At 40.8% G+C, this 18361-nt stretch carries 22 protein-coding genes, 1 pseudogene and 1 other annotated feature; of the genes and pseudogenes, 6 read left to right on the top strand and 17 right to left on the bottom strand.

Annotated elements, in window-relative coordinates; genetic code table 11:
• Positions 1-27 precede the first annotated feature (27 nt).
• The 6 genes from QDI94_RS01150 to QDI94_RS01125 all read right to left on the bottom strand — a co-directional run bounded on the left by QDI94_RS01150 (position 28) and on the right by QDI94_RS01125 (position 3806).
• A complete protein-coding gene (locus QDI94_RS01150) occupies positions 28-375 on the bottom strand; it encodes a type II toxin-antitoxin system PemK/MazF family toxin (RefSeq protein WP_021883358.1) in 348 nt (115 codons plus the stop codon).
• 103 nt (positions 376-478) lie between these two features.
• Positions 479-1000, bottom strand: coding sequence for a hypothetical protein (locus tag QDI94_RS01145; RefSeq protein ID WP_278866503.1), 522 nt, complete (start codon positions 998-1000; stop codon positions 479-481).
• 77 nt (positions 1001-1077) lie between these two features.
• Positions 1078-1485, bottom strand: coding sequence for a hypothetical protein (locus QDI94_RS01140; RefSeq protein ID WP_278476029.1), 408 nt, complete (start codon positions 1483-1485; stop codon positions 1078-1080).
• A 118-nt stretch (positions 1486-1603) separates the two neighbouring features.
• The gene (locus tag QDI94_RS01135; RefSeq protein WP_015523620.1) at positions 1604-2179 is read right to left on the bottom strand and encodes an HD domain-containing protein; all 576 of its coding nucleotides are present in this window, start codon (positions 2177-2179) and stop codon (positions 1604-1606) included.
• Between the two features lie 207 nt (positions 2180-2386).
• Entirely contained in the window at positions 2387-3259 is an 873-nt protein-coding gene (locus tag QDI94_RS01130; RefSeq protein WP_101028943.1) for an NAD(P)H-hydrate dehydratase, read from the bottom strand.
• A 4-nt stretch (positions 3260-3263) separates the two neighbouring features.
• A complete protein-coding gene (locus QDI94_RS01125) occupies positions 3264-3806 on the bottom strand; it encodes a hypothetical protein (protein WP_117520100.1) in 543 nt (180 codons plus the stop codon).
• 114 nt (positions 3807-3920) lie between these two features.
• Positions 3921-4157: a binding site (T-box leader), on the top strand.
• Positions 4158-4202: 45 nt separating this feature from the next.
• On the opposite strand from QDI94_RS01125, the gene pheS reads away from it, so the two are divergent.
• The 4 genes from pheS to QDI94_RS01105 all read left to right on the top strand — a co-directional run bounded on the left by pheS (position 4203) and on the right by QDI94_RS01105 (position 8410).
• Positions 4203-5255 carry a phenylalanine--tRNA ligase subunit alpha gene (pheS, locus tag QDI94_RS01120; RefSeq protein ID WP_021883363.1) on the top strand — a complete coding sequence of 351 codons (1053 nt, stop codon included), beginning with the start codon at positions 4203-4205 and terminating at the stop codon, positions 5253-5255.
• A 15-nt stretch (positions 5256-5270) separates the two neighbouring features.
• The gene (gene pheT, locus QDI94_RS01115) at positions 5271-7640 is read left to right on the top strand and encodes a phenylalanine--tRNA ligase subunit beta (RefSeq protein WP_117966557.1); all 2370 of its coding nucleotides are present in this window, start codon (positions 5271-5273) and stop codon (positions 7638-7640) included.
• Positions 7641-7842: 202 nt separating this feature from the next.
• Positions 7843-8088 (top strand): IreB family regulatory phosphoprotein, encoded by a 246-nt coding sequence (locus QDI94_RS01110; RefSeq protein ID WP_015523616.1) that lies wholly within the window; start codon positions 7843-7845, stop codon positions 8086-8088.
• A 16-nt stretch (positions 8089-8104) separates the two neighbouring features.
• The gene (locus tag QDI94_RS01105) at positions 8105-8410 is read left to right on the top strand and encodes a hypothetical protein (RefSeq protein WP_021883365.1); all 306 of its coding nucleotides are present in this window, start codon (positions 8105-8107) and stop codon (positions 8408-8410) included.
• A 378-nt stretch (positions 8411-8788) separates the two neighbouring features.
• Here QDI94_RS01105 and QDI94_RS01100 read toward each other — a convergent pair.
• The 4 genes and pseudogenes from QDI94_RS01100 to QDI94_RS01085 all read right to left on the bottom strand — a co-directional run bounded on the left by QDI94_RS01100 (position 8789) and on the right by QDI94_RS01085 (position 12316).
• Positions 8789-9061, bottom strand: a pseudogene (locus QDI94_RS01100) (type II toxin-antitoxin system YafQ family toxin).
• Positions 9048-9320: a type II toxin-antitoxin system RelB/DinJ family antitoxin gene (locus QDI94_RS01095; RefSeq protein ID WP_278866499.1), complete on the bottom strand. Its 273-nt coding sequence runs from the start codon at positions 9318-9320 to the stop codon at positions 9048-9050. Before QDI94_RS01095 ends, QDI94_RS01100 begins: the two are co-directional and overlap by 14 nt.
• Before the next feature lie 186 nt (positions 9321-9506).
• The gene (locus QDI94_RS01090; RefSeq protein ID WP_278866498.1) at positions 9507-12002 is read right to left on the bottom strand and encodes a heavy metal translocating P-type ATPase; all 2496 of its coding nucleotides are present in this window, start codon (positions 12000-12002) and stop codon (positions 9507-9509) included.
• Between the two features lie 8 nt (positions 12003-12010).
• Complete coding sequence (locus tag QDI94_RS01085) at positions 12011-12316, bottom strand: metal-sensing transcriptional repressor (protein WP_015523613.1); 306 nt, start codon at positions 12314-12316, stop codon at positions 12011-12013.
• A gap of 207 nt (positions 12317-12523) precedes the next feature.
• Here QDI94_RS01085 and QDI94_RS01080 point away from each other — a divergent pair, with 207 nt between their 5' ends.
• Complete coding sequence (locus tag QDI94_RS01080; RefSeq protein WP_278866496.1) at positions 12524-12793, top strand: type II toxin-antitoxin system RelB/DinJ family antitoxin; 270 nt, start codon at positions 12524-12526, stop codon at positions 12791-12793.
• Entirely contained in the window at positions 12790-13065 is a 276-nt protein-coding gene (locus QDI94_RS01075; RefSeq protein WP_015523611.1) for a type II toxin-antitoxin system YafQ family toxin, read from the top strand. The genes QDI94_RS01080 and QDI94_RS01075 overlap by 4 nt, the downstream gene beginning before the upstream one ends.
• Positions 13066-13152: 87 nt before the next feature.
• Here the strand turns inward: QDI94_RS01075 and rpsR are convergent, their stop codons facing one another.
• From rpsR to QDI94_RS01040, 7 genes are all read right to left on the bottom strand, one after another.
• Positions 13153-13392, bottom strand: coding sequence for a 30S ribosomal protein S18 (gene rpsR / locus QDI94_RS01070; protein ID WP_101028949.1), 240 nt, complete (start codon positions 13390-13392; stop codon positions 13153-13155).
• Between the two features lie 45 nt (positions 13393-13437).
• On the bottom strand, positions 13438-13938 hold the full coding sequence (locus QDI94_RS01065; RefSeq protein ID WP_278866494.1) for a single-stranded DNA-binding protein: 501 nt from the start codon (positions 13936-13938) through the stop codon (positions 13438-13440).
• 39 nt (positions 13939-13977) lie between these two features.
• Positions 13978-14274 (bottom strand): 30S ribosomal protein S6, encoded by a 297-nt coding sequence (gene rpsF, locus QDI94_RS01060; RefSeq protein ID WP_015523608.1) that lies wholly within the window; start codon positions 14272-14274, stop codon positions 13978-13980.
• A 118-nt stretch (positions 14275-14392) separates the two neighbouring features.
• On the bottom strand, positions 14393-15004 hold the full coding sequence (locus QDI94_RS01055) for a phosphoribosylanthranilate isomerase (protein WP_278866493.1): 612 nt from the start codon (positions 15002-15004) through the stop codon (positions 14393-14395).
• Positions 15005-15119: 115 nt separating this feature from the next.
• Positions 15120-16052, bottom strand: coding sequence for a cysteine synthase A (gene cysK / locus QDI94_RS01050; RefSeq protein ID WP_278866492.1), 933 nt, complete (start codon positions 16050-16052; stop codon positions 15120-15122).
• Between the two features lie 36 nt (positions 16053-16088).
• Complete coding sequence (locus tag QDI94_RS01045) at positions 16089-17390, bottom strand: O-acetylhomoserine aminocarboxypropyltransferase/cysteine synthase family protein (RefSeq protein WP_278866491.1); 1302 nt, start codon at positions 17388-17390, stop codon at positions 16089-16091.
• Between the two features lie 458 nt (positions 17391-17848).
• Positions 17849-18274, bottom strand: coding sequence for an RrF2 family transcriptional regulator (locus tag QDI94_RS01040; protein ID WP_155129374.1), 426 nt, complete (start codon positions 18272-18274; stop codon positions 17849-17851).
• Between the last annotated feature and the right edge of the window lie 87 nt (positions 18275-18361).

The raw sequence follows: 18361 nt of genomic DNA, 5'->3' as shown, positions 1-18361 counted from the left end.
ATAGCATTATCCGTATGTAATGCGGAATTATGCGTTAAGACCGAACGAGATTGATATTGCGTTGTTTATTTCGTTCATAGAATTTTCATCAACAGTACCCATTTTTTCTTTGAGCCGTTTTTTGTCGATTGTTCGTACCTGTTCAAGCAGAACAACGCTGTCTTTGGCGAGTCCCGAGCTGTCAGCGTGCAACGGAATGTGGGTAGGCAAATTCGCCTTTGACTGCTGACTTGTTATTGCGGCGGCGATTACAGTCGGACTGAATCGGTTACCGACATTATTCTGAACAATAAGCACCGGTCTGATTCCGCCCTGCTCAGAGCCTACAACGGGACTCAGGTCGGCATAATAGATATCTCCTCTTCGTATATTCAAGGCTTTCACGCTCCAAATAATTGTTTACTTGTATTTTTGCCTTTCCAAAAGCTTTTATACAGCTATTACATAATATTTTTGAGCGTAAAATTTGTGAATCGGTTCAGCCGTTTGCATCTTTCACATCGGAAAGCACCATTTCGTAATCTTCGCCGTCAACGCTGATTTTGCTTATACAGCCCTTTGAATTTGTGCTGACAACGGCTTTGCCGAACGCTGAATCAAGTCTGTATGTACACACATCTTCGCACTTCCCCTCAAAAACCGCTCTTCCGTCTGCAATTCCGTATAAAATTTCTTTTGTAATATTCGGGAAACTGCTTTCGGGAATGTACGCTTCATCGGCGGAGCAAATCATATTCTCCCTTGAAATTTCAAGATCAGAACCCTTATATGTAACCGACAAACCGCTGACCGTGTTCGGAGAATCAAGCGAAATGTTGATGAGCTTTTTGCCGCTTGCCGACAGTTTTCCCGTGATGTTCATTTTTCTGTATTCACAGCTGAAATCGGCAATAAACGAGGATTTCGGAGTAAGATTTTCCTGCACTTCATCACACCCCGTAATGACAAAAACAGGCATAACAAAAAGGACACATAATGCAATCAAGATTTTCCGTGCCATAAGACACCTCCCGATACATTATATGTCCTGTGAATTTTTTAATACATTGTACAAATAAGTGATTAATGCATTTTATCTTAATATCCGTGGTCAATATGCTGCCATTTTCCACCTTTTGTTCTGACTAAAATCCAGTTCCAGTTATTATATGTGGAATTCGGATTTAATGATCCGTCGCCGCCTGATGAATCAACATCAAATGAAGATAACAGCACAATAACTTCATCTGCATTGTTCCTGTCGGCAAATTCCTGAAAATCGGTGCAGTAATCATCTCCTGCATAATAAATTTCCGTGAGGGTACAGCCGTTCCAATTGGCGTCGAACTCTTTTTCAATAGTATCAACAGCAGAGTTAATATCATCTGCGGAATAGGTTTCAGAATCCACATCGTGAGTCTTCACTTTGTTTATATCTCCTCCGCAGGCACTCAAACCGATAACAAGAAATACACACATAACTAAACATAAAATTTTCTTCATCATTACTCCTTTCAAAATCGTCATCATTTTGACAACTTTTTTCGCAAAAAGATTCACGTTTCTACTTGTATTTTAAATCAAAAACCGCAACGCTTTTTATTCTCATAAAGAACAATTCAACTTACGATTGATTAACTGTTTTGTATATATTATTTCCTGTTTTTTTCTCAAAATAATTTTTTAATCTTATGTTTGAATTCCATTTTTCTTGTGGGTAATAACCATATCTTTGTTTTACATCTCTCATACGATCTTCAATATTCAACACACCGCCACTGCCTGCCAATGCATCGCATAACTGAATTAATTTGTCATAATCATCCATATTCACTTTAGCAAGAGCAGTTTCTATCAATTCAAGTTCTTCATCAGAAACATCGAATTTACCAATGTATTCCTTTACGGTTGAATTATTAAACGAATGTGTCAGGCAAATTTTTGCGACCTCATCATATCCCAATGACATCATATATGTATATCCGTCATAAACATGACCTAAATGCCTAACACCAAACTTTCTGCCAATATCATGGAGTAACCCTAATATGTATGCCTTTTCCGAATCCAAATTTTCACATAATTCCGCAATCTTTTCAGCACATTTTGCTGTAATGCGACTGTGATTTACCCAAGGACCCGAATTACATTGTTCAGCTTCTTCTAATATTTTTTCAGCTTCCGCTCTTGTTGGCATCATTTTTATTCGCCTCCATAAACAGAGTTATATGTAAAACATTACCTCACACTACTGCATAAAAGTAATTTTGTGACATTTATATAATCTGACTTAATATAAATTTTGTGCTGTTACTTGCGGACGGATAATATCCGCCTCTACAAAATTATCTTCATTTTCACAAGTTTATATCGCAACAAAATTCCTGTTTCTTACTTGTATTTTAAATCAAAATCCGCAACGCTTATATGCAAGTGGGATGCAATTTATCAGGTCTGTGGGGAGCATTGAGATTTTGCCGTATTTTTCGGCGGCAATGTCGCCTGCAAGACCGTGGAGATATACTGCCGCTGCGGCTGATGAAAACGCACTTGCGCCCTGTGCAAGAATTGATGCGGTCATTCCTGCAAGCACATCACCGCTGCCGCCTGTTGCCATTCCCGAATTGCCTGTCGGGTTCACAAGCACCTTGCCGTTTGGAGAGGCAATTACCGTTCCTGCTCCTTTGAGAACGGTTACAACACCGTACTTTTGAGCAAAATCGAGGGCAACTCTCTCCCTTTCCGCATTTACAAGCGGTGTTGCAAGACCTGTAAGTCTTGACATTTCGCCCGGGTGAGGAGTAATTATAATCGGTGCTTTTTTTCTTAAAAGAATTTCAGGCTGTTTTGCAACACAATTGAGTGCATCTGCGTCAAGCACAAGCGGTGTTGTGGAATTTTCTATTAAAGAAAATACAATTTTTAATGTATCGTCGCACACACCGAGTCCGCAACCGACAAGAGTTGCAGAGGATTTGCACGATTCGCTGACTAAAAACGGAACATTTACCTTTGAGATTCTGCCGTCTGCATTTTCGCTGAGAGGATAGTAAACGCTCTCAAGAATCGTTTGGGCAACAATCGGGTAAATACTTCTCGGCAAGGCACATTTTGCAAGACCTATGCCCGTTCTTAACGCACCCTTTGCCGACATAACCGCCGCCCCTGCCATTCCGTAGCTTCCGCAAACGCAGAGCAATGAACCCAGAGTTCCCTTGTTTGCATCATCGGGGCGTTCAAAAATTGCACTTTTTACAACATTTACATCTGTTACTGTCATACAATCAACTCATTTTTCTTTTATAGAATAACTGAACCACAATATTCTTGTTGAGGTGCGGTTTCATACCGTTGAGAATATCCTCGTTCGGAGTAAAAACAAGAAGACATCTGCCATATGCAGGACTGTTAAAAACAGCAAAATAGTTTTCGTCCTTGGAGTCAATATCTCTTGCGGCGATAAAAGTTTTGAGAAATCTCATCTTCTTGATTTCGGTATCGTCTTTTTCAAGTCTTTCAATCTCGTTAATCTGAACCTTGCACATGGTTTTTCTTTTGCGCAATGCAACAACCTTTGCAATTTCAAGCTCATTGCCCGAAACCGAATATTCAAAATCGACCTTCTGAATACTGAACACATACCAAACAACATAAATTCCGCCTACAAACACGAAAAAAGCCACATAGATAAGATATGCAATTGTTGCAAAAGCAAGTAAAAACAATGTTGTCGGCACTAAAATAAGCAAAAGCACCGAAACAATTTTTATAATCAGATTTTTAGGTTTGTTAACCCGTCTTACAACCTGTTCGTTAAAATTATTCAATGTATTTTCTCCTTTATGATTGATATTTCATATGATATCACAGGCTGTTGTTTTTTTCAACAAAAGATACAAAAACTCTTGCAAAAAAAATGTTTTGGTGTTATCATAGAAAAAGATAACATGATGACGAAGAAAGTAGCGTTTGCGTGATACCGTCAAAGAGAATGTGTGCCAAGGCTGAAAGCATACAACGGTGTTGCAGGTGTGAAGTTCCCTTCCGAGTGGTGAGGTTGAAATTTTCAGTAGATCTCAACGGCTGACTCCGTTACAGGTTGTGAAAGTGTCTGCTTTCGGGAGTGTTTGCTTTGATGCAAAAATCAGGGTGGTACCACGGATTATTTCGTCCCTGCGTAATTGATTTTACGCAGGGCTTTATTATTTTTACGGAGGTAATTTATGAACGAGAAATTATTAAGTTTAAAAGACGAAATCAAGTCAAGACTCGGCGAAACACAAGATTTGACCGACCTTGACAAAATCAGAGTTTCTTATCTTGGCAAAAAGGGCAGCATCACGGCTCTTTTAAAGGGTATGAAAGACCTTCCCAATGAAGAAAGAAAAACTTTCGGTGCTGAGGTAAACAAGCTCAAAGCACAGGCCGCACAACTTATTGAAGAAAGACTTGCTGAGCTTAAAGAAAAGGAAATTCAGCGTGAAATCGCCTTAATGCCGCAGTTTGACATTACATCGCCTGTTGCACTTGCAAGGGGTTCTTATCACCCAATCACCCTTGTTCAGAGAGAATGCGAAAAGATTTTCTCATCAATGGGATTTAACATTGAGGACTACTCCGAAATTGTAACCGACTACGAATGCTTTGAGGCTCTTAACATTCCTAAGCACCACCCCGCAAGAGATATGCAGGACACTTACTACCTTGACAACGGTCAGCTTTTAAAGTCACACACATCAGCCGCACAGAACGCAATTCTTAAAAAGTACGGCAAGGGACTTATCGAAAACGGCACACCTATAAAAGCCATCTTCCCCGGCAGATGCTTCAGAAACGAGGCTACGGACGCTTGTCACGAAAACACATTTTTCCAGATGGAAGGCGTTATGGTTGACAAGGACATTTCAATTTCAAATCTTATCTACTTTATGAAAACAATGCTTTCCGAGGTATTCAAAAAGGATATCAAGGTTAGACTTCGCCCCGGCTTTTTCCCATTCGTTGAACCGGGTTTTGAACTCGACATCAGCTGTCTTATCTGCGGCGGCGAGGGTTGTCCGTCATGTAAGCACAGCGGTTGGCTTGAGCTATGCCCCTGCGGTATGATTCATCCCAATGTTCTGCGTGAGGGCGGAATTGATCCCGAAAAATACACAGGCTTTGCGTTTGGTCTCGGTCTTACAAGACTTGCAATGATGAAGTACGGAATCAAGGATATCCGTGACCTTAACAGCGGCAGTCTTAAAGCACTTTCACAGTTTACTGATGACGAATAAGAGAGGAGATACAAAATGTTTTTATCTATGAACTGGATTCAGGACTTTGTTGATTTGAGCGGTCTTGATAAAATTGAACTTATCCGCAAATTTTCTCTTTCCACAGCCGAGGTTGAAAACGATATTCTCCGCAAGGGCAGTGAAATCAGCGGTATTGTTGTAGGTGAAATTAAGTCGGTTGAAAATCATCCCGATTCAAAGAAACTTCATCTCCTCAAAATTGATGCAGGCGAAGATGAACTTATTGATGTTGTCTGCGGTGCTCCGAATGTAAGAGTCGGTCTTAAAACCGCTTTTGCAAAGGTTGGCGCTAAAATCGGCGAAATCACGATTACACCAAGAGCTCTTGCCGGCTTTACATCAAACGGTATGTGCTGCAGTGAAGCTGAAATCGGTATCAGCGATGACAACTCCGGCATTATGGAAATTACAGACGATGTAAAGAACGGCACAGACCTTAAGGATATTTACGAAATTGACGATATTGTTTTTGAGGTTGATAACAAGTCGCTTACAAACCGTCCCGACCTTTGGGGACACTACGGAATCGCAAGAGAATTTGCCGCACTTGCAGGCAGAGAGCTTAAACCTTTTGACCTTGACGATTTAAAGGCGTATGACGGTCTTAAAAAGATTGATATGAAGATCGAAGACACTCTCTGTCAGAGATACAGCTGCTTACAGATTGAGAACATCAACCGCAATGTCAGCCCCGTAAATATGAGAATCCGTCTTTTCTACTGCGGTATGAGAGCAATAAACTATCTTGCCGACCTTACAAACTACCTTATGCTTGAAATGGGACAGCCGATGCACGCTTTCGATTCAAGAAAGGTTGAAAAAATCAGAATCAAGCGTTTTGACAAGCCTTTCACTTTCAAAACACTTGACGGTGTTGAAAGAAACATTGACGAAAACACACTTATGATTTGCAACGGCAACACTCCTGTAGCAATTGCCGGCATCATGGGCGGTCTTGATTCGGAAATTGTTGACGATACAACTACTCTCACACTTGAATCTGCAACATTCAACGCAGTTTCCGTAAGAAAGTCAACAGTAAGACTTGCTCACAGAACAGATGCATCAATGAGATATGAAAAATGTCTTGATCCTGAAATGACGGTTACTGCAATTGCAAGATTTGTATATCTTCTCAAAAAGTATGACAGCGACATCAAGGTTGTTTCTTCGCTCACAGACGAGTACGCATTCAGGTATGACACAGTGGTTCTTGACTTTGACAAAAACTTTGTTGACCGCTACACAGGCATTGAAATCAGCAACGACAGAATTGTTGCAACACTCGAAAGCCTCGGCTTTAAGGTTGAGCTCAACAACGATAACTTCAGCGTAACGGTTCCAAGCTGGAGAGCAACAAAGGATGTTACAATCAAGGCTGACATCATTGAAGAAATCACCCGTATTTACGGCTATGACAACTTTGAAATTCACACAACACGCTCTCCCCTCTACCCCGTAAGAGCAAGCGTTGTTAAAACTACGGAAAACAAAATCAAGGATATGCTCGTTAAGAGATACAATCTCCACGAACTTCACTCATATGTATGGGCATACAACGATGAACTCAAGGCAATTGACATTCCTGTTGAGGATAATGTTAAGCTTGCAAACGCAACTAACCCGAATATTGAAACATTAAGAAATTCAATTGTTCCCACACAGCTTTGTCAGATTAAATCAAACCTTTCATTCTCAAACGATTTCGGTATTTTTGAAATCGGCAGAGTTGTAAACGGTCTTGACGAAAACGGTCTTTGCATTGAGAACAAAAAGCTTGCAATCACACTTTACAGCAAGACAAGAAATGTTAAGGACATCTATTTTGAACTCCGTGACATTCTCGCAGTTGTAACGGATGAAATCAAGCACAAGGCTCTCACATTTGAAAAGGCTGAACCGACTCACAGCTACGAACACCCCGTGAACCTCTATTCGGTATGCCTTGACGGCAGAAATATCGGTACAATCGGCATTGTTCATCCGACGGTAAACAAGAAGATTGACAAAAAAGCCGCAATTGTATTTGCAGAAATTGATGTGAACGCTTATGCAAACACAGAGGCCGCTCCGATTGTTTATGACGAACCGTCAAAGTTCCCGCCGATGGACTACGACATCAGCGTTGAAGTTCCTCAGGGAATGTTCTTCTCACACCTTGCAGAGTGTTGGAAAAACGAAGGCGGAGAGATTCTCAAAAGCACAAAGATTGTTGACACATATGACACAGATACAGTTCACAGCGTAACAATCCGCTTTGAGTTCTCGTCAAATGAAAGAACACTTTCATCAGCCGAGGTTCAGAAGATTATGGACAAGATAATTTCAAATCTTTCTGAAAACGGAGTAAAGCTCAGAGGCTAAAAATTATGGGGGCGGTTTTTCCGTCCCCTTTTTGTGACATAATCTGGCAAGCATAAGATAAAATTAAAAAATATTACTGCTGTTTTATCACACAAAGCAATGTTTTTGACATTGAAATAACATAAATTAGGCATATTTATTAAAAAGTGCTTGAAATTTACTTTGAAATATGGTATAGTAGCAGAATAGGAGGTGTTTCAGTATGTTGGATAAGACAATGATTTTTTCTCTTGGTGAGGAAAAAGATGACCAGATAAAAGCAGGGCTTACAATCGTTTATGATGCCCTCCGCCAAAAAGGATATAACCCTATTAATCAGATTGTGGGATATATTTTAAGCGAGGATCCGACCTATATTACAACATATAATAACGCTCGCAACATCATCAGCAAGATCGACCGTGACGACCTACTTGAAGCACTGGTAAAATCGTATCTTAATGTTTAAGAAAGGATGATGCCTTGTGGCAGATACCAAAAAGACCGAAAAGAAATTTTCGACTTACAAGGGCAGACCGCTCGTTCGTTGCAATGACGAGATTTACTACGGCAGTATGGAAGAACCGTATGTTATAAGAATGCAAATCAAAAGCAAAAAGGATGTCAACGGAACTGAGATTGCCGATAAGGTAACAGTTCAGCTAATGGCTACAGACCCTTATCTTTCACCGAGAAAACAGCTTGTTAAGTCAAGCGAGAAAAAGGGATTGTTCCTTGCTATGGATATTGCAGACATCTGGCTTGAAAGAGCCCTTGCAAACAAAATGTAATTTAACATTGAATTTACGGAGTAATCGGTTTTGGTTACTCCGTTTTTTCTTATACGGCGAGCCGCCGTTCCCTTCTCGTGAAGACAGTTTGCAAGTATCACAACATATTTTGCCCGAGCGTAAATTAGACATCCGCTTTGATGAGAAACTTTTGTTTCATCATATATGGTTGATATGATAAAAATAGTGCATTCGTTTGTAGCGGCGAACAACATCTTTGTTGCATTTATAAAACCAGTCTTATCACAAACTTTTTACCGTTACATAAAAAGTGTATAGTGGATGTTCCCATACAAATGATTACAAAACTTTGAAATTTTATTATACAGAAAAAGCACTCTGTATTTCTGCAAAGTGCCTTAATTTAAAATATTAAGTTCAGAATAAATCGCTGTGTGAACCTGTTCTTGACAAAACAAGAACGAGTTCGTTGTTGTTGACTTGATAAATGAGCAACCAATCGGGTGCAATGTGACATTCTCGAAAGCCGTTATAATTACCCTAAAAATTGTAATCTTTGAATTGCTCGGGCAACGGTACTTCATTCGCAAGCAATTCAACTATCTTTTCAAGTCTTGAAATATCTTAACCACGCTTTTTTATCCTTTTAAAATCCTTTTTAAACATGGTATGATACTTAATCGTCAGCATTCAAGTTCTCCATAAGCTCGCTTAAAGAATTAAAAGGACCGTGAAGATTTTTGTCCTCTCTGACATCCTGCATAGCCTGCAAGGTTTCTGCATTTGGCTTATCAAGTTTGATTTCAAACGGTATGCCGTTCTCCCTGACAATTTGTTTGAGATAGATATTGATTGCTGTTGACATATTCAAACCAAGTTCGTTAAGCAATGTGTCAGCTGTTTTTTTAAGATTTTCATCAACTCTGACATTCAGATTTGTTGTTGCCATAAAATCAACTCCTTTATATCTGTATATGTATAATGCCACATACAAGTTACAATGTCAAGCAATTATAATTACGCTGTCATTATTTTGCACAATTTTACATACAATAAAACAAAAGTCGGGAATCAGAGCATTTCATTTTACACACTCTCTTCCCGACCTTAATTTTCAATTTTACATTTTAAATTTTCAATTTACTTTGTATCCTGCGTCCTCTACTGCTTTTTTAAGAACGGAATCTTCAACACTTTTTGACATTGTAAGAACGGCTGAGCCTTTCTCGTGGCTTACTTCTGCTGTTTCAACTCCGTCAATTGCCTCAAGAGTTTTCTTTACTGTTGCCTCGCAATGCGGACACATCATACCTTCGATTTTCATTGTTTTTTCCATGGTTTTATTCTCCTTTTTATTTTTATGTTTTATTTTTCTGTCATGCTTTGAGCTGTGAACCTTAACAAAATTAAGTCTTAATGCGTTTGTTACAACACAAAAGCTTGAAAGGCTCATTGCCGCCGCACCGAACATCGGATTTAACTGCCAGCCGAAAAGATTGATAAATGCACCCATGGCTAGCGGAATACCGATTACATTGTAAATAAATGCCCAGAAAAGATTTTCGTGAATGTTACGGAGTGTTGCTCTGCCGAGTCTGATTGTTGCAGGAACATCTGCAAGGCGGCTCTTTACGAGTACAACATCTGCCGCATCAATTGCAACATCCGTTCCCGCTCCGATTGCAATACCCAAGTCTGCGCTTGTGAGGGCAGGCGCATCGTTAATGCCGTCACCGACCATTGCAACCTTGCCGTATTTTTTCAGCTCTTTTACATTCTTTTCCTTGCCGTCAGGAAGAACTCCTGCAACAACTTCATCAATGTCTGCGTTTTTCGCAACGGCTTTTGCGGTTTTTTCGTTATCGCCCGTAAGCATTACAACACGCACACCCATATTTTTGAGTTCATTAACAGCCTGTTTGCCGTCCTCTTTTATTATGTCTGCAACAGCAATAATACCGAGAAGCTTATTTCCTTTACAGAAATACAGCGGAGTTTTGCCCTCTTCTGCAAGCTGTTCAGCCTTTGCTTTTTCGCCTGATGAAATTTCAGCAAACTGTGAAATATATCTGTAATTGCCGCCGTAAACGCTTTCAGAGCCGATTTTTGCGGTAAGTCCGTTACCCGTTACGGCATTGAACTCAGTCACGGCATCGCCGATAATATGTCTGTCATTTGCATAAACTACAATTGCCTTTGCAAGTGGATGTTCGCTTGATTTTTCAAGAGCAACGGCTGTTTTCAAAAGCTCGGTTTCCGAGATATTTTCGACTGTAACAATATCGGTAACGGCGGGTTTACCCTTAGTAACCGTGCCTGTTTTGTCAAGAACAACCGTGTCAATTCTGCCAGCCGTTTCAAGTGAAACTGCGGTTTTAAAGAGGATTCCGTTCTTTGCACCTACACCGTTGCCGACCATAATCGCAACAGGGGTTGCAAGTCCCAATGCACACGGACAACTGATTACAAGAACGGAAATGGCTCTGGCAAGCGAAAATCCTACACTTTGACCGAGCAACAGCCACACGATTGCAGTAATCACGGCAATTGTTATTACCGCAGGAACAAACACCCCCGAAACCCTGTCGGCAATTTTTGCGATAGGTGCTTTGGTGGCTGACGCATCGCTGACCATTTTAATAATCTGCGACAGCGTTGTGTCCTCACCGATTCTCGTAGCCTCACAGCGGATATATCCCGACTGATTGATTGTTGCGGCTGAAACCGTATCGCCGACAAGCTTGTCAACAGGAACGCTTTCACCCGTCAGCGCTGATTCATTGACGGCACTTTCACCATCAATAACAACTCCGTCAACAGGAATACTCTCACCCGGACGAACTGCGAATATATCGCCTTTTTTCACCTGTTCTATCGGAACAGTCTTTTCAACACCATCAACTACAATCGTAGCAGTCTTTGGTGCAAGTTTCATCAAACCTTTGAGAGCGTCGGTAGTTTTGCCCTTTGAGTGAGCCTCAAGCATTTTACCGACTGTGATGAGTGCCAAAATCATTGCGGCTGATTCAAAATAGAACTCGTGCATATACGACATAACCGCCGCCGAGTCACCTCTCACCTGTGCATCGGTCATCATAAACAACGCAATTGTGCTGTAAACAAAGGCTGTGCCCGAACCAAGTGCAACAAGCGTGTCCATATTGGGAGCAAGGCGGATAATCCCCTTGAAGCCGCTGACAAAAAATTTCTGATTAATCACCATCACTATGCCTGACAAAATCAGCTGAACAAGTCCCATTGCAATATGGTTGTTGTCAAAAAATGACGGCAAAGGCCATCCCCACATCATATGTCCCATTGAAAAATACATCAACACTGCAAGGACAATGAGAGATGCGATAAGTCTTTTTCTGATTTTAGGTGTTTCGGTATCTTTGAGAGGATCCTCTGCATCGGGCGATTTTTTCTCTTTGCCTTTCAAAGACGCTCCATAGCCGGCATTCTTCACGGCTTTTATAATTGCAGACGAATCAGCTGAACCGTCAACATTCATTGAATTTGTAAGCAGACTGACGGAACAGGAATTTACTCCGTCAATCTTTGATACCGCCTTTTCAACACGGGCAACACAGGCGGCACAACTCATGCCCGTTACATTGTATTGAGTCATAGTTTCTCCTACTTCATAAGCTTTTGCAAAACACCGACAAGCTCGTCAATTGTTTCATCGTTACCTGCCCTTATGTCATCTGCAACACAGGTGCGGATATGATTAGCAAGCAACTCCTTGTTAAAAGCGTTGAGTGCCGCATTGGCGGCGGCAACCTGTACCAGAATATCGGGACAGTAGGCATCTTTTTCAAGCATACCCTTTATCCCCCGTATCTGACCTTCAATACGATTAAGTCGGTTTACAAGCGACTTGTATTCTTTTTCGGTACGGTGCTTGTGTTTTGCACAATGTTCACACTTATTATTCTCCATAATATCAACCTCATAATTTCAAAATGGGATATATTATTCAAAGCCCTTTTAAGATACCCCCTATAGGTATCTTACAGTTATGATTGTATACCCCATAAGGGTATTTGTCAATAGGTAAATTACAGAAAAAACTAACAAAAAATATTCACAAGATAATGTTGACATTGTTATTACATTGTGATAACATAATAACAAGGAGATGATTTTATGGCTATGACAAATATAAACATCAGAATTGATGCTGATAAAAAATTAAAAGCACAGGAACTGTTTTCATCTTTAGGACTTGATATGACTACCGCCATCAATCTTTTCATTCAGCAGTCGCTTGAATTTAACGGTATTCCATTTACTATTCGCAAATATAATGCAGAAACCGAAGCAGCTTTTGCCGAAGTTGAAGAGATGAAAAAACATCCCGATCTTTATAAGAGCTATAGCAGTGCCGATGAATTATTTGAGGATTTGAATAAATGAAATATATAATCAAACCCACAAATCAATTCAAAAAAGATTTTAAAAAAATTAAAAAGCAAAACAAAGATTTGAACATTCTGAAAAAAGTAATTGATATGCTCGCAAATGACGAAATTCTTCCGGACAAATATCGTGACCATTTGCTGATAGGAAACTACAAAGGCAAACATGAATGTCATTTAGAGCCTGACTGGCTGTTAATTTATGAGTATTTAGAAGATGAACTGATATTATTTCTTACAAGAACAGGTTCACACAGCGATTTATTTTAACAAAAAAGCAGGGTACTAAAAATACCCTGCTTTTATTGCATAAAAAAACACCGTACAAAATGTACGGTGTTAAAAGCTGTTATTAAATTAGTCAGTTGTGTAAGGAAGCAAAGCAAGGTGACGAGCACGCTTGATAGCAACTGTAAGCTCACGCTGATGTCTTGCGCAAGTACCTGTTACACGGCGAGGAAGAATCTTTCCTCTTTCTGACATATAACGACGAAGACGAGCAATATCCTTGTAATCGATATTCTCAACCTTGTCAACACAGAAGCCGCAAACCTTCTTGCGAGCTTTTCTGCCACGGTTCATTGGTCTGTCTGCCATGATGAAGTTCTCCTTTCAATGAGAATTATTTAAATTAAGTTGAAGTTAAAATGGTAAATCATCGTCCAAAGGCATATCCTGAAAATCAGAGTTTGAACCGCTCTGATAAGATGCAGGTGCCTGCTGAGCAGGTTCCTGATGATAAGCCTGGTTTCCGCCGTAAGACGGAGCGCCGTATGACTGATTGCCGCCATAGGACTGATTGTAGCCGCCTGCATTGCTGTCACGGCGTTCGCCTGTGAACGAAACATTGTCTGCTACAACCTCAACAACATAACGGTTTGAACCGTCCTTAGCCTGGAACTGACGACTCTGGAGCTGTCCTTCAACAGCAATGAGAGAACCCTTTCCAAAGTAACGGCATACAAATTCCGCTGTACTTCTCCAACATACAATATTAAAGAAGTCGGCTTTACGCTCCTCGCCCTGCTTTACATAGTTGCGATCAACTGCGATGCTGAAGCTTGTAACGCTTACGCCTGTGTTTGTTGTTTTTAATTCAGGGTCAGCTGTAATTCTGCCCATTAAGATTACTCTGTTTAACATACTTTTCCTTTCGTGTTCGGGTTAACCCCTACAAATTGATTATTCGACTTCCTTCTTGATTATCATTGAACGCATTACGCCTTCTGTGATCTTGTAGATACGGTCGAGCTCTGCAGGGAACTCAGCTTCACTTTCAAAATCGAAAAGAACATAATAGCCTTCGCTCTCTTTGTTGATAAGGTAAGCAAGCTTTCTCTTGCCCCATTCGTCAACATTCTTCAAAGTGGCATGCTTCTCAATGAGAGCCTTGAACTTTTCAACGATGGCCTGGATACCTTCTTCGCCCTTCTTCATTGAAATGATCATTACTGTTTCGTAATTAGCTGTTACTGCCATTAATATTGCACCTCCTTCTGGACATTATGGCGGTTTTCACCGCAAGGATTGTTATGTACACAACATAACAGATTTATTATAACATAAAATCACGGTTTGTCAACATTTTTTTGCAGTTTTAACATTTTTCGCTTCGAGCCGATAAAATAAATTTCTTCACTTTTTCAAAATCTTTACCGTCACCGTTTGAATTTTCAACACCCGAACTTACATCAACTCCGTCAGGCTTAACGGATTTTACGGCTTTTGCCACGGTTTCGGGATTCAGACCGCCTGCAAGCATAAACAATTTATCATCACGAGGCAGATTTTCAAGCATTGTCCAGTCAAAGGTTTTTCCGCTGCCGGGTTCGTGTGCGTCAAAAACATAGCCTACAATGTTCGGGTTCATTCTGTATTCATCAAACTTTTCAAGGTCGCTCACATTAAAGGCACGAATTACCTTTAAATACGGATTTGAAAGCACATCTTCTTCAACCTCACCGTGAATCTGAATGTAATCAAAACCGCAGTCATATGCAGTTTTCACCTGTTCAAGAGTCGGAGAAACAGTTACCGCAACCGACAAAACATTTTTATCAAGCGTTTCAATCAGGCTCTTGGCGGTTTCGGGAGAAATATTCCGCTTACTCTTTGGAAAGAACATTACAAAGCCCGCAAAATCGGGTTTGCAGGCATTTACTATCTTAATGTCTTCGGCGGATGTAATTCCGCAAATTTTAACTTTCATAAACTCACCTACAAAACAATTGTACCATATCGAATTAACGGTTGCAATAAAAAAAGACAAAGGACAGTCTGTGTGGCTGTCCTTTGTCAATATCGGGAAGTAATCCAATTACTTATTAGCTGTTAAATACGCCTGTTGAAAGGTAACGCTCACCTGTGTCGGGGAACAATGCAACGATTGTCTTACCTGCGTTTTCTTCACGCTTGGCAAGCTCAATTGCGGCTGCAAGAGCGGCGCCTGAAGAGATGCCTACAAGGATACCTTCTGTCTTTGCAATATCATTTGCATTTGAGAAAGCGGCTTCGTTAGCAATCGGAAGAATTTCGTCATATACCTTTGTATCGAGAGTATCAGGAACAAAGCCAGCACCGATACCCTGAATCTTATGAGGACCGCCGTGACCTTCCGAAAGTACGGGAGAAGTCTGCGGCTCAACTGCAACAACCTTTACATCAGCCTTCTTTGACTTGAGGAAGTTACCCACACCGCTGAGTGTACCGCCTGTGCCGACACCTGCAACGAAGAAATCAACATTGCCGTCCGTATCCTCCCAGATTTCCGGACCCGTTGTATCAAAATGAGCCTTAGGGTTAGCAGGATTCTCAAACTGACCGAGGATAATGCCGCCGTCAATTTCCTTTTCAAGCTCTTTAGCCTTTGCAATTGCACCGCTCATACCCTTTGTACCGTCAGTAAGAACGATTTCAGCACCGTATGCCTTGAGGAGATTTCTTCTCTCAACGCTCATTGTTTCGGGCATTGTGAGGATTGTCTTGTAACCCTTTGCAGTAGCTACAGATGCAAGACCGATGCCTGTGTTACCTGATGTTGGTTCAATGATTGTTGAACCCTTTTTGAGCTTACCGCTCTTTTCAGCATCCTCAACCATAGCTTTTGCCACTCTGTCCTTAACACTGCCGGCAGGGTTAAAGAGTTCAAGCTTTGCAACAATCTTTGCCTTGAGGTCATATTTCTTTTCTATATTAACGAGTTCGATAAGCGGTGTTCTGCCAATAAGTTCTGTTACACTTGTATATACTTTGCTCACAAAAATCAAGTCCTTTCAAAATTCAACAAATTAAAATCAGTCATCAAGTGAATCAAATGCTTCCTGAAGGTCATAGATAATATCGTCGATATTCTCTGTGCCGATTGAAAGTCTGATAGTGTTTGGCTTAATGCCCTGTTCTGCAAGCTCTGCCTCGCTGAGCTGTGAATGAGTTGTTGATGCCGGGTGAATTGCAAGAGATTTAACATCTGCAACATTTGCAAGAAGTGAGAATACTTCGAGGTGGTCGATGAATTTCTTTGCAGTTTCAGCGTCACCCTTGATTTCAAATGTGAAGATTGAGCCTGCACCCTTCGGGAAGTATTTCTTGTAAAGTGCGTTGTACTTGCTGTCAGGAAGTGAGGGATGATTAACATTTTCTACCTTCGGGTTCTTAGAGAGGAAGTCAACAACCTTGAGTGCATTTTCAACATGGCGTTCAACACGAAGTGAAAGTGTTTCAAGGCCCTGAAGGAACAAAAATGCGTGGAACGGTGAAAGTGTAGCGCCTGTATCTCTGAGGAGAATGGCACGAACATAAGTTACAAGAGCAGCGCCCGGAGCAGCCTCTGTAAATACTGCACCGTGATATGATGCGTTAGGCTCTGAGAACTGTGGGAACTTGCCTGATGCAGCCCAGTCAAACTTACCGCTTTCAACGATTACACCGCCGAGAGCCGTACCGTGACCGCCGATAAACTTTGTTGCCGAATGAACAACGATATCTGCGCCGTACTCAAACGGTCTGAGAAGATAAGGTGTAGCGAATGTGCTGTCGATTACAAGCGGAATCTTGTGTGAATGAGCAATGTTTGCTACCTCTTCAATATCAATAATATTTGAATTGGGGTTACCGAGTGATTCAATGAAAACAGCCTTTGTGTTTTCGTCAATTGCATTTTCAAATGCGTTTTCTTCGTCAGGATTAACGAACTTTGTTGTTACACCATACTCTGAGAATGTATGCTCAAGCCAGTTGTATGTGCCGCCGTAGATTGTCTTTGCGGCTACGATGTTGTCGCCTGCTTTTGCAAGAGCCTGGAGTGCATATGAAACTGCTGCTGCACCTGATGCAACTGCAAGAGCTGCTGTGCCGCCCTCAAGAGCTGCAATTCTCTTTTCAAAAACATCCTCTGTCGGGTTTGTAAGTCTGCCGTAGATGTTACCTGCATCTTTGAGTGCAAAGCGGTCTGCAGCGTGCTGGCTGTTGTGGAATACATAAGAAGTAGTTGCATAAATCGGAACTGCTCTTGCGTCTGTTACAGGGTCTGCTGTTTCCTGACCGATGTGAAGCTGTTTTGTTTCAAATTTAAGATTTCTTTCGCTTAATTTACTCATTTTAATGTCCTCATTTCATTTTAATTTTAATTTCAGAAGTTATGTTGCGGATTTGATGTGTCCCGTATCACATTCGTGCATTACTGCAACATCGTTTGAATCTGAGATTTTTCATTCGGATCACCTTTCCCATATTTCCTATTCGATTGGTGGGTTTTAATTGGATTGTCTATATCATACCACAGATTTTTTATTTGTCAATAGGTTTTTTGAAATTTTTTCTTATCTTTCCTATTGGTTTAGTAGGTTTGCTGGGTTTTGATTATTGAAAAGGTCGAAAAAGCCGATATTCAAGCCGTTTTTTAAATTTCAACCGTTAAGCAGTCAATTTGAAAATTTTTCTGATTTTTTAAAACTAATATTCAAAAGCATCATTTGCAAACGGCAAAACACCGCATTACCTACTAAATTGCTGTGTAAACAAGAAAAGCACCCGTAAAGGATGCTTTCGGATTATATTAAATTACATAGTTATCTGCCGAATTTGCAATAATGTCGGCAAGAGTAATGTTGTCAACAACATCGTCAATAGCCTTCTGGAGTTTCTCCCACACAAAAAGCGTTGAACATTGTTCACGACGATCACAGGTATTTTCATTACCCTCAAGGCAAGCCACGGGTGCAAGACTGCCCTCGGTGAGTCTTAAAATCATACCGACAGTATAATACTCGGGTTCATGAGCAAGACGATATCCTCCGTTTGAACCTCTTGCGCTGAGCACATAACCTGCCTTTGTAAGTACGGTAATAATCTGTTCAAGGTATTTAAGCGATATTTCCTGACGGGCGGCAACCTCCTTTAGGGCTACATTTTCCCCTTGTTTACACTGAGCAAGGTCAACCATAAGTCGGAGCGCATACCTGCCCTTTGTTGAAATTTTCAAATTAACCACCCTATTCATATATTAATAATATGATTAAAGCATATCATAAACGGCTGTATATGTCAATGAGCCTGTTGCACAACAATA

It is taken from the genome of Ruminococcus bromii (assembly GCF_928721825.1).
GTDB lineage: Bacteria > Bacillota > Clostridia > Oscillospirales > Acutalibacteraceae > Ruminococcoides > Ruminococcoides bromii.
This window is presented reverse-complemented; position numbering and strand designations above follow the sequence as displayed.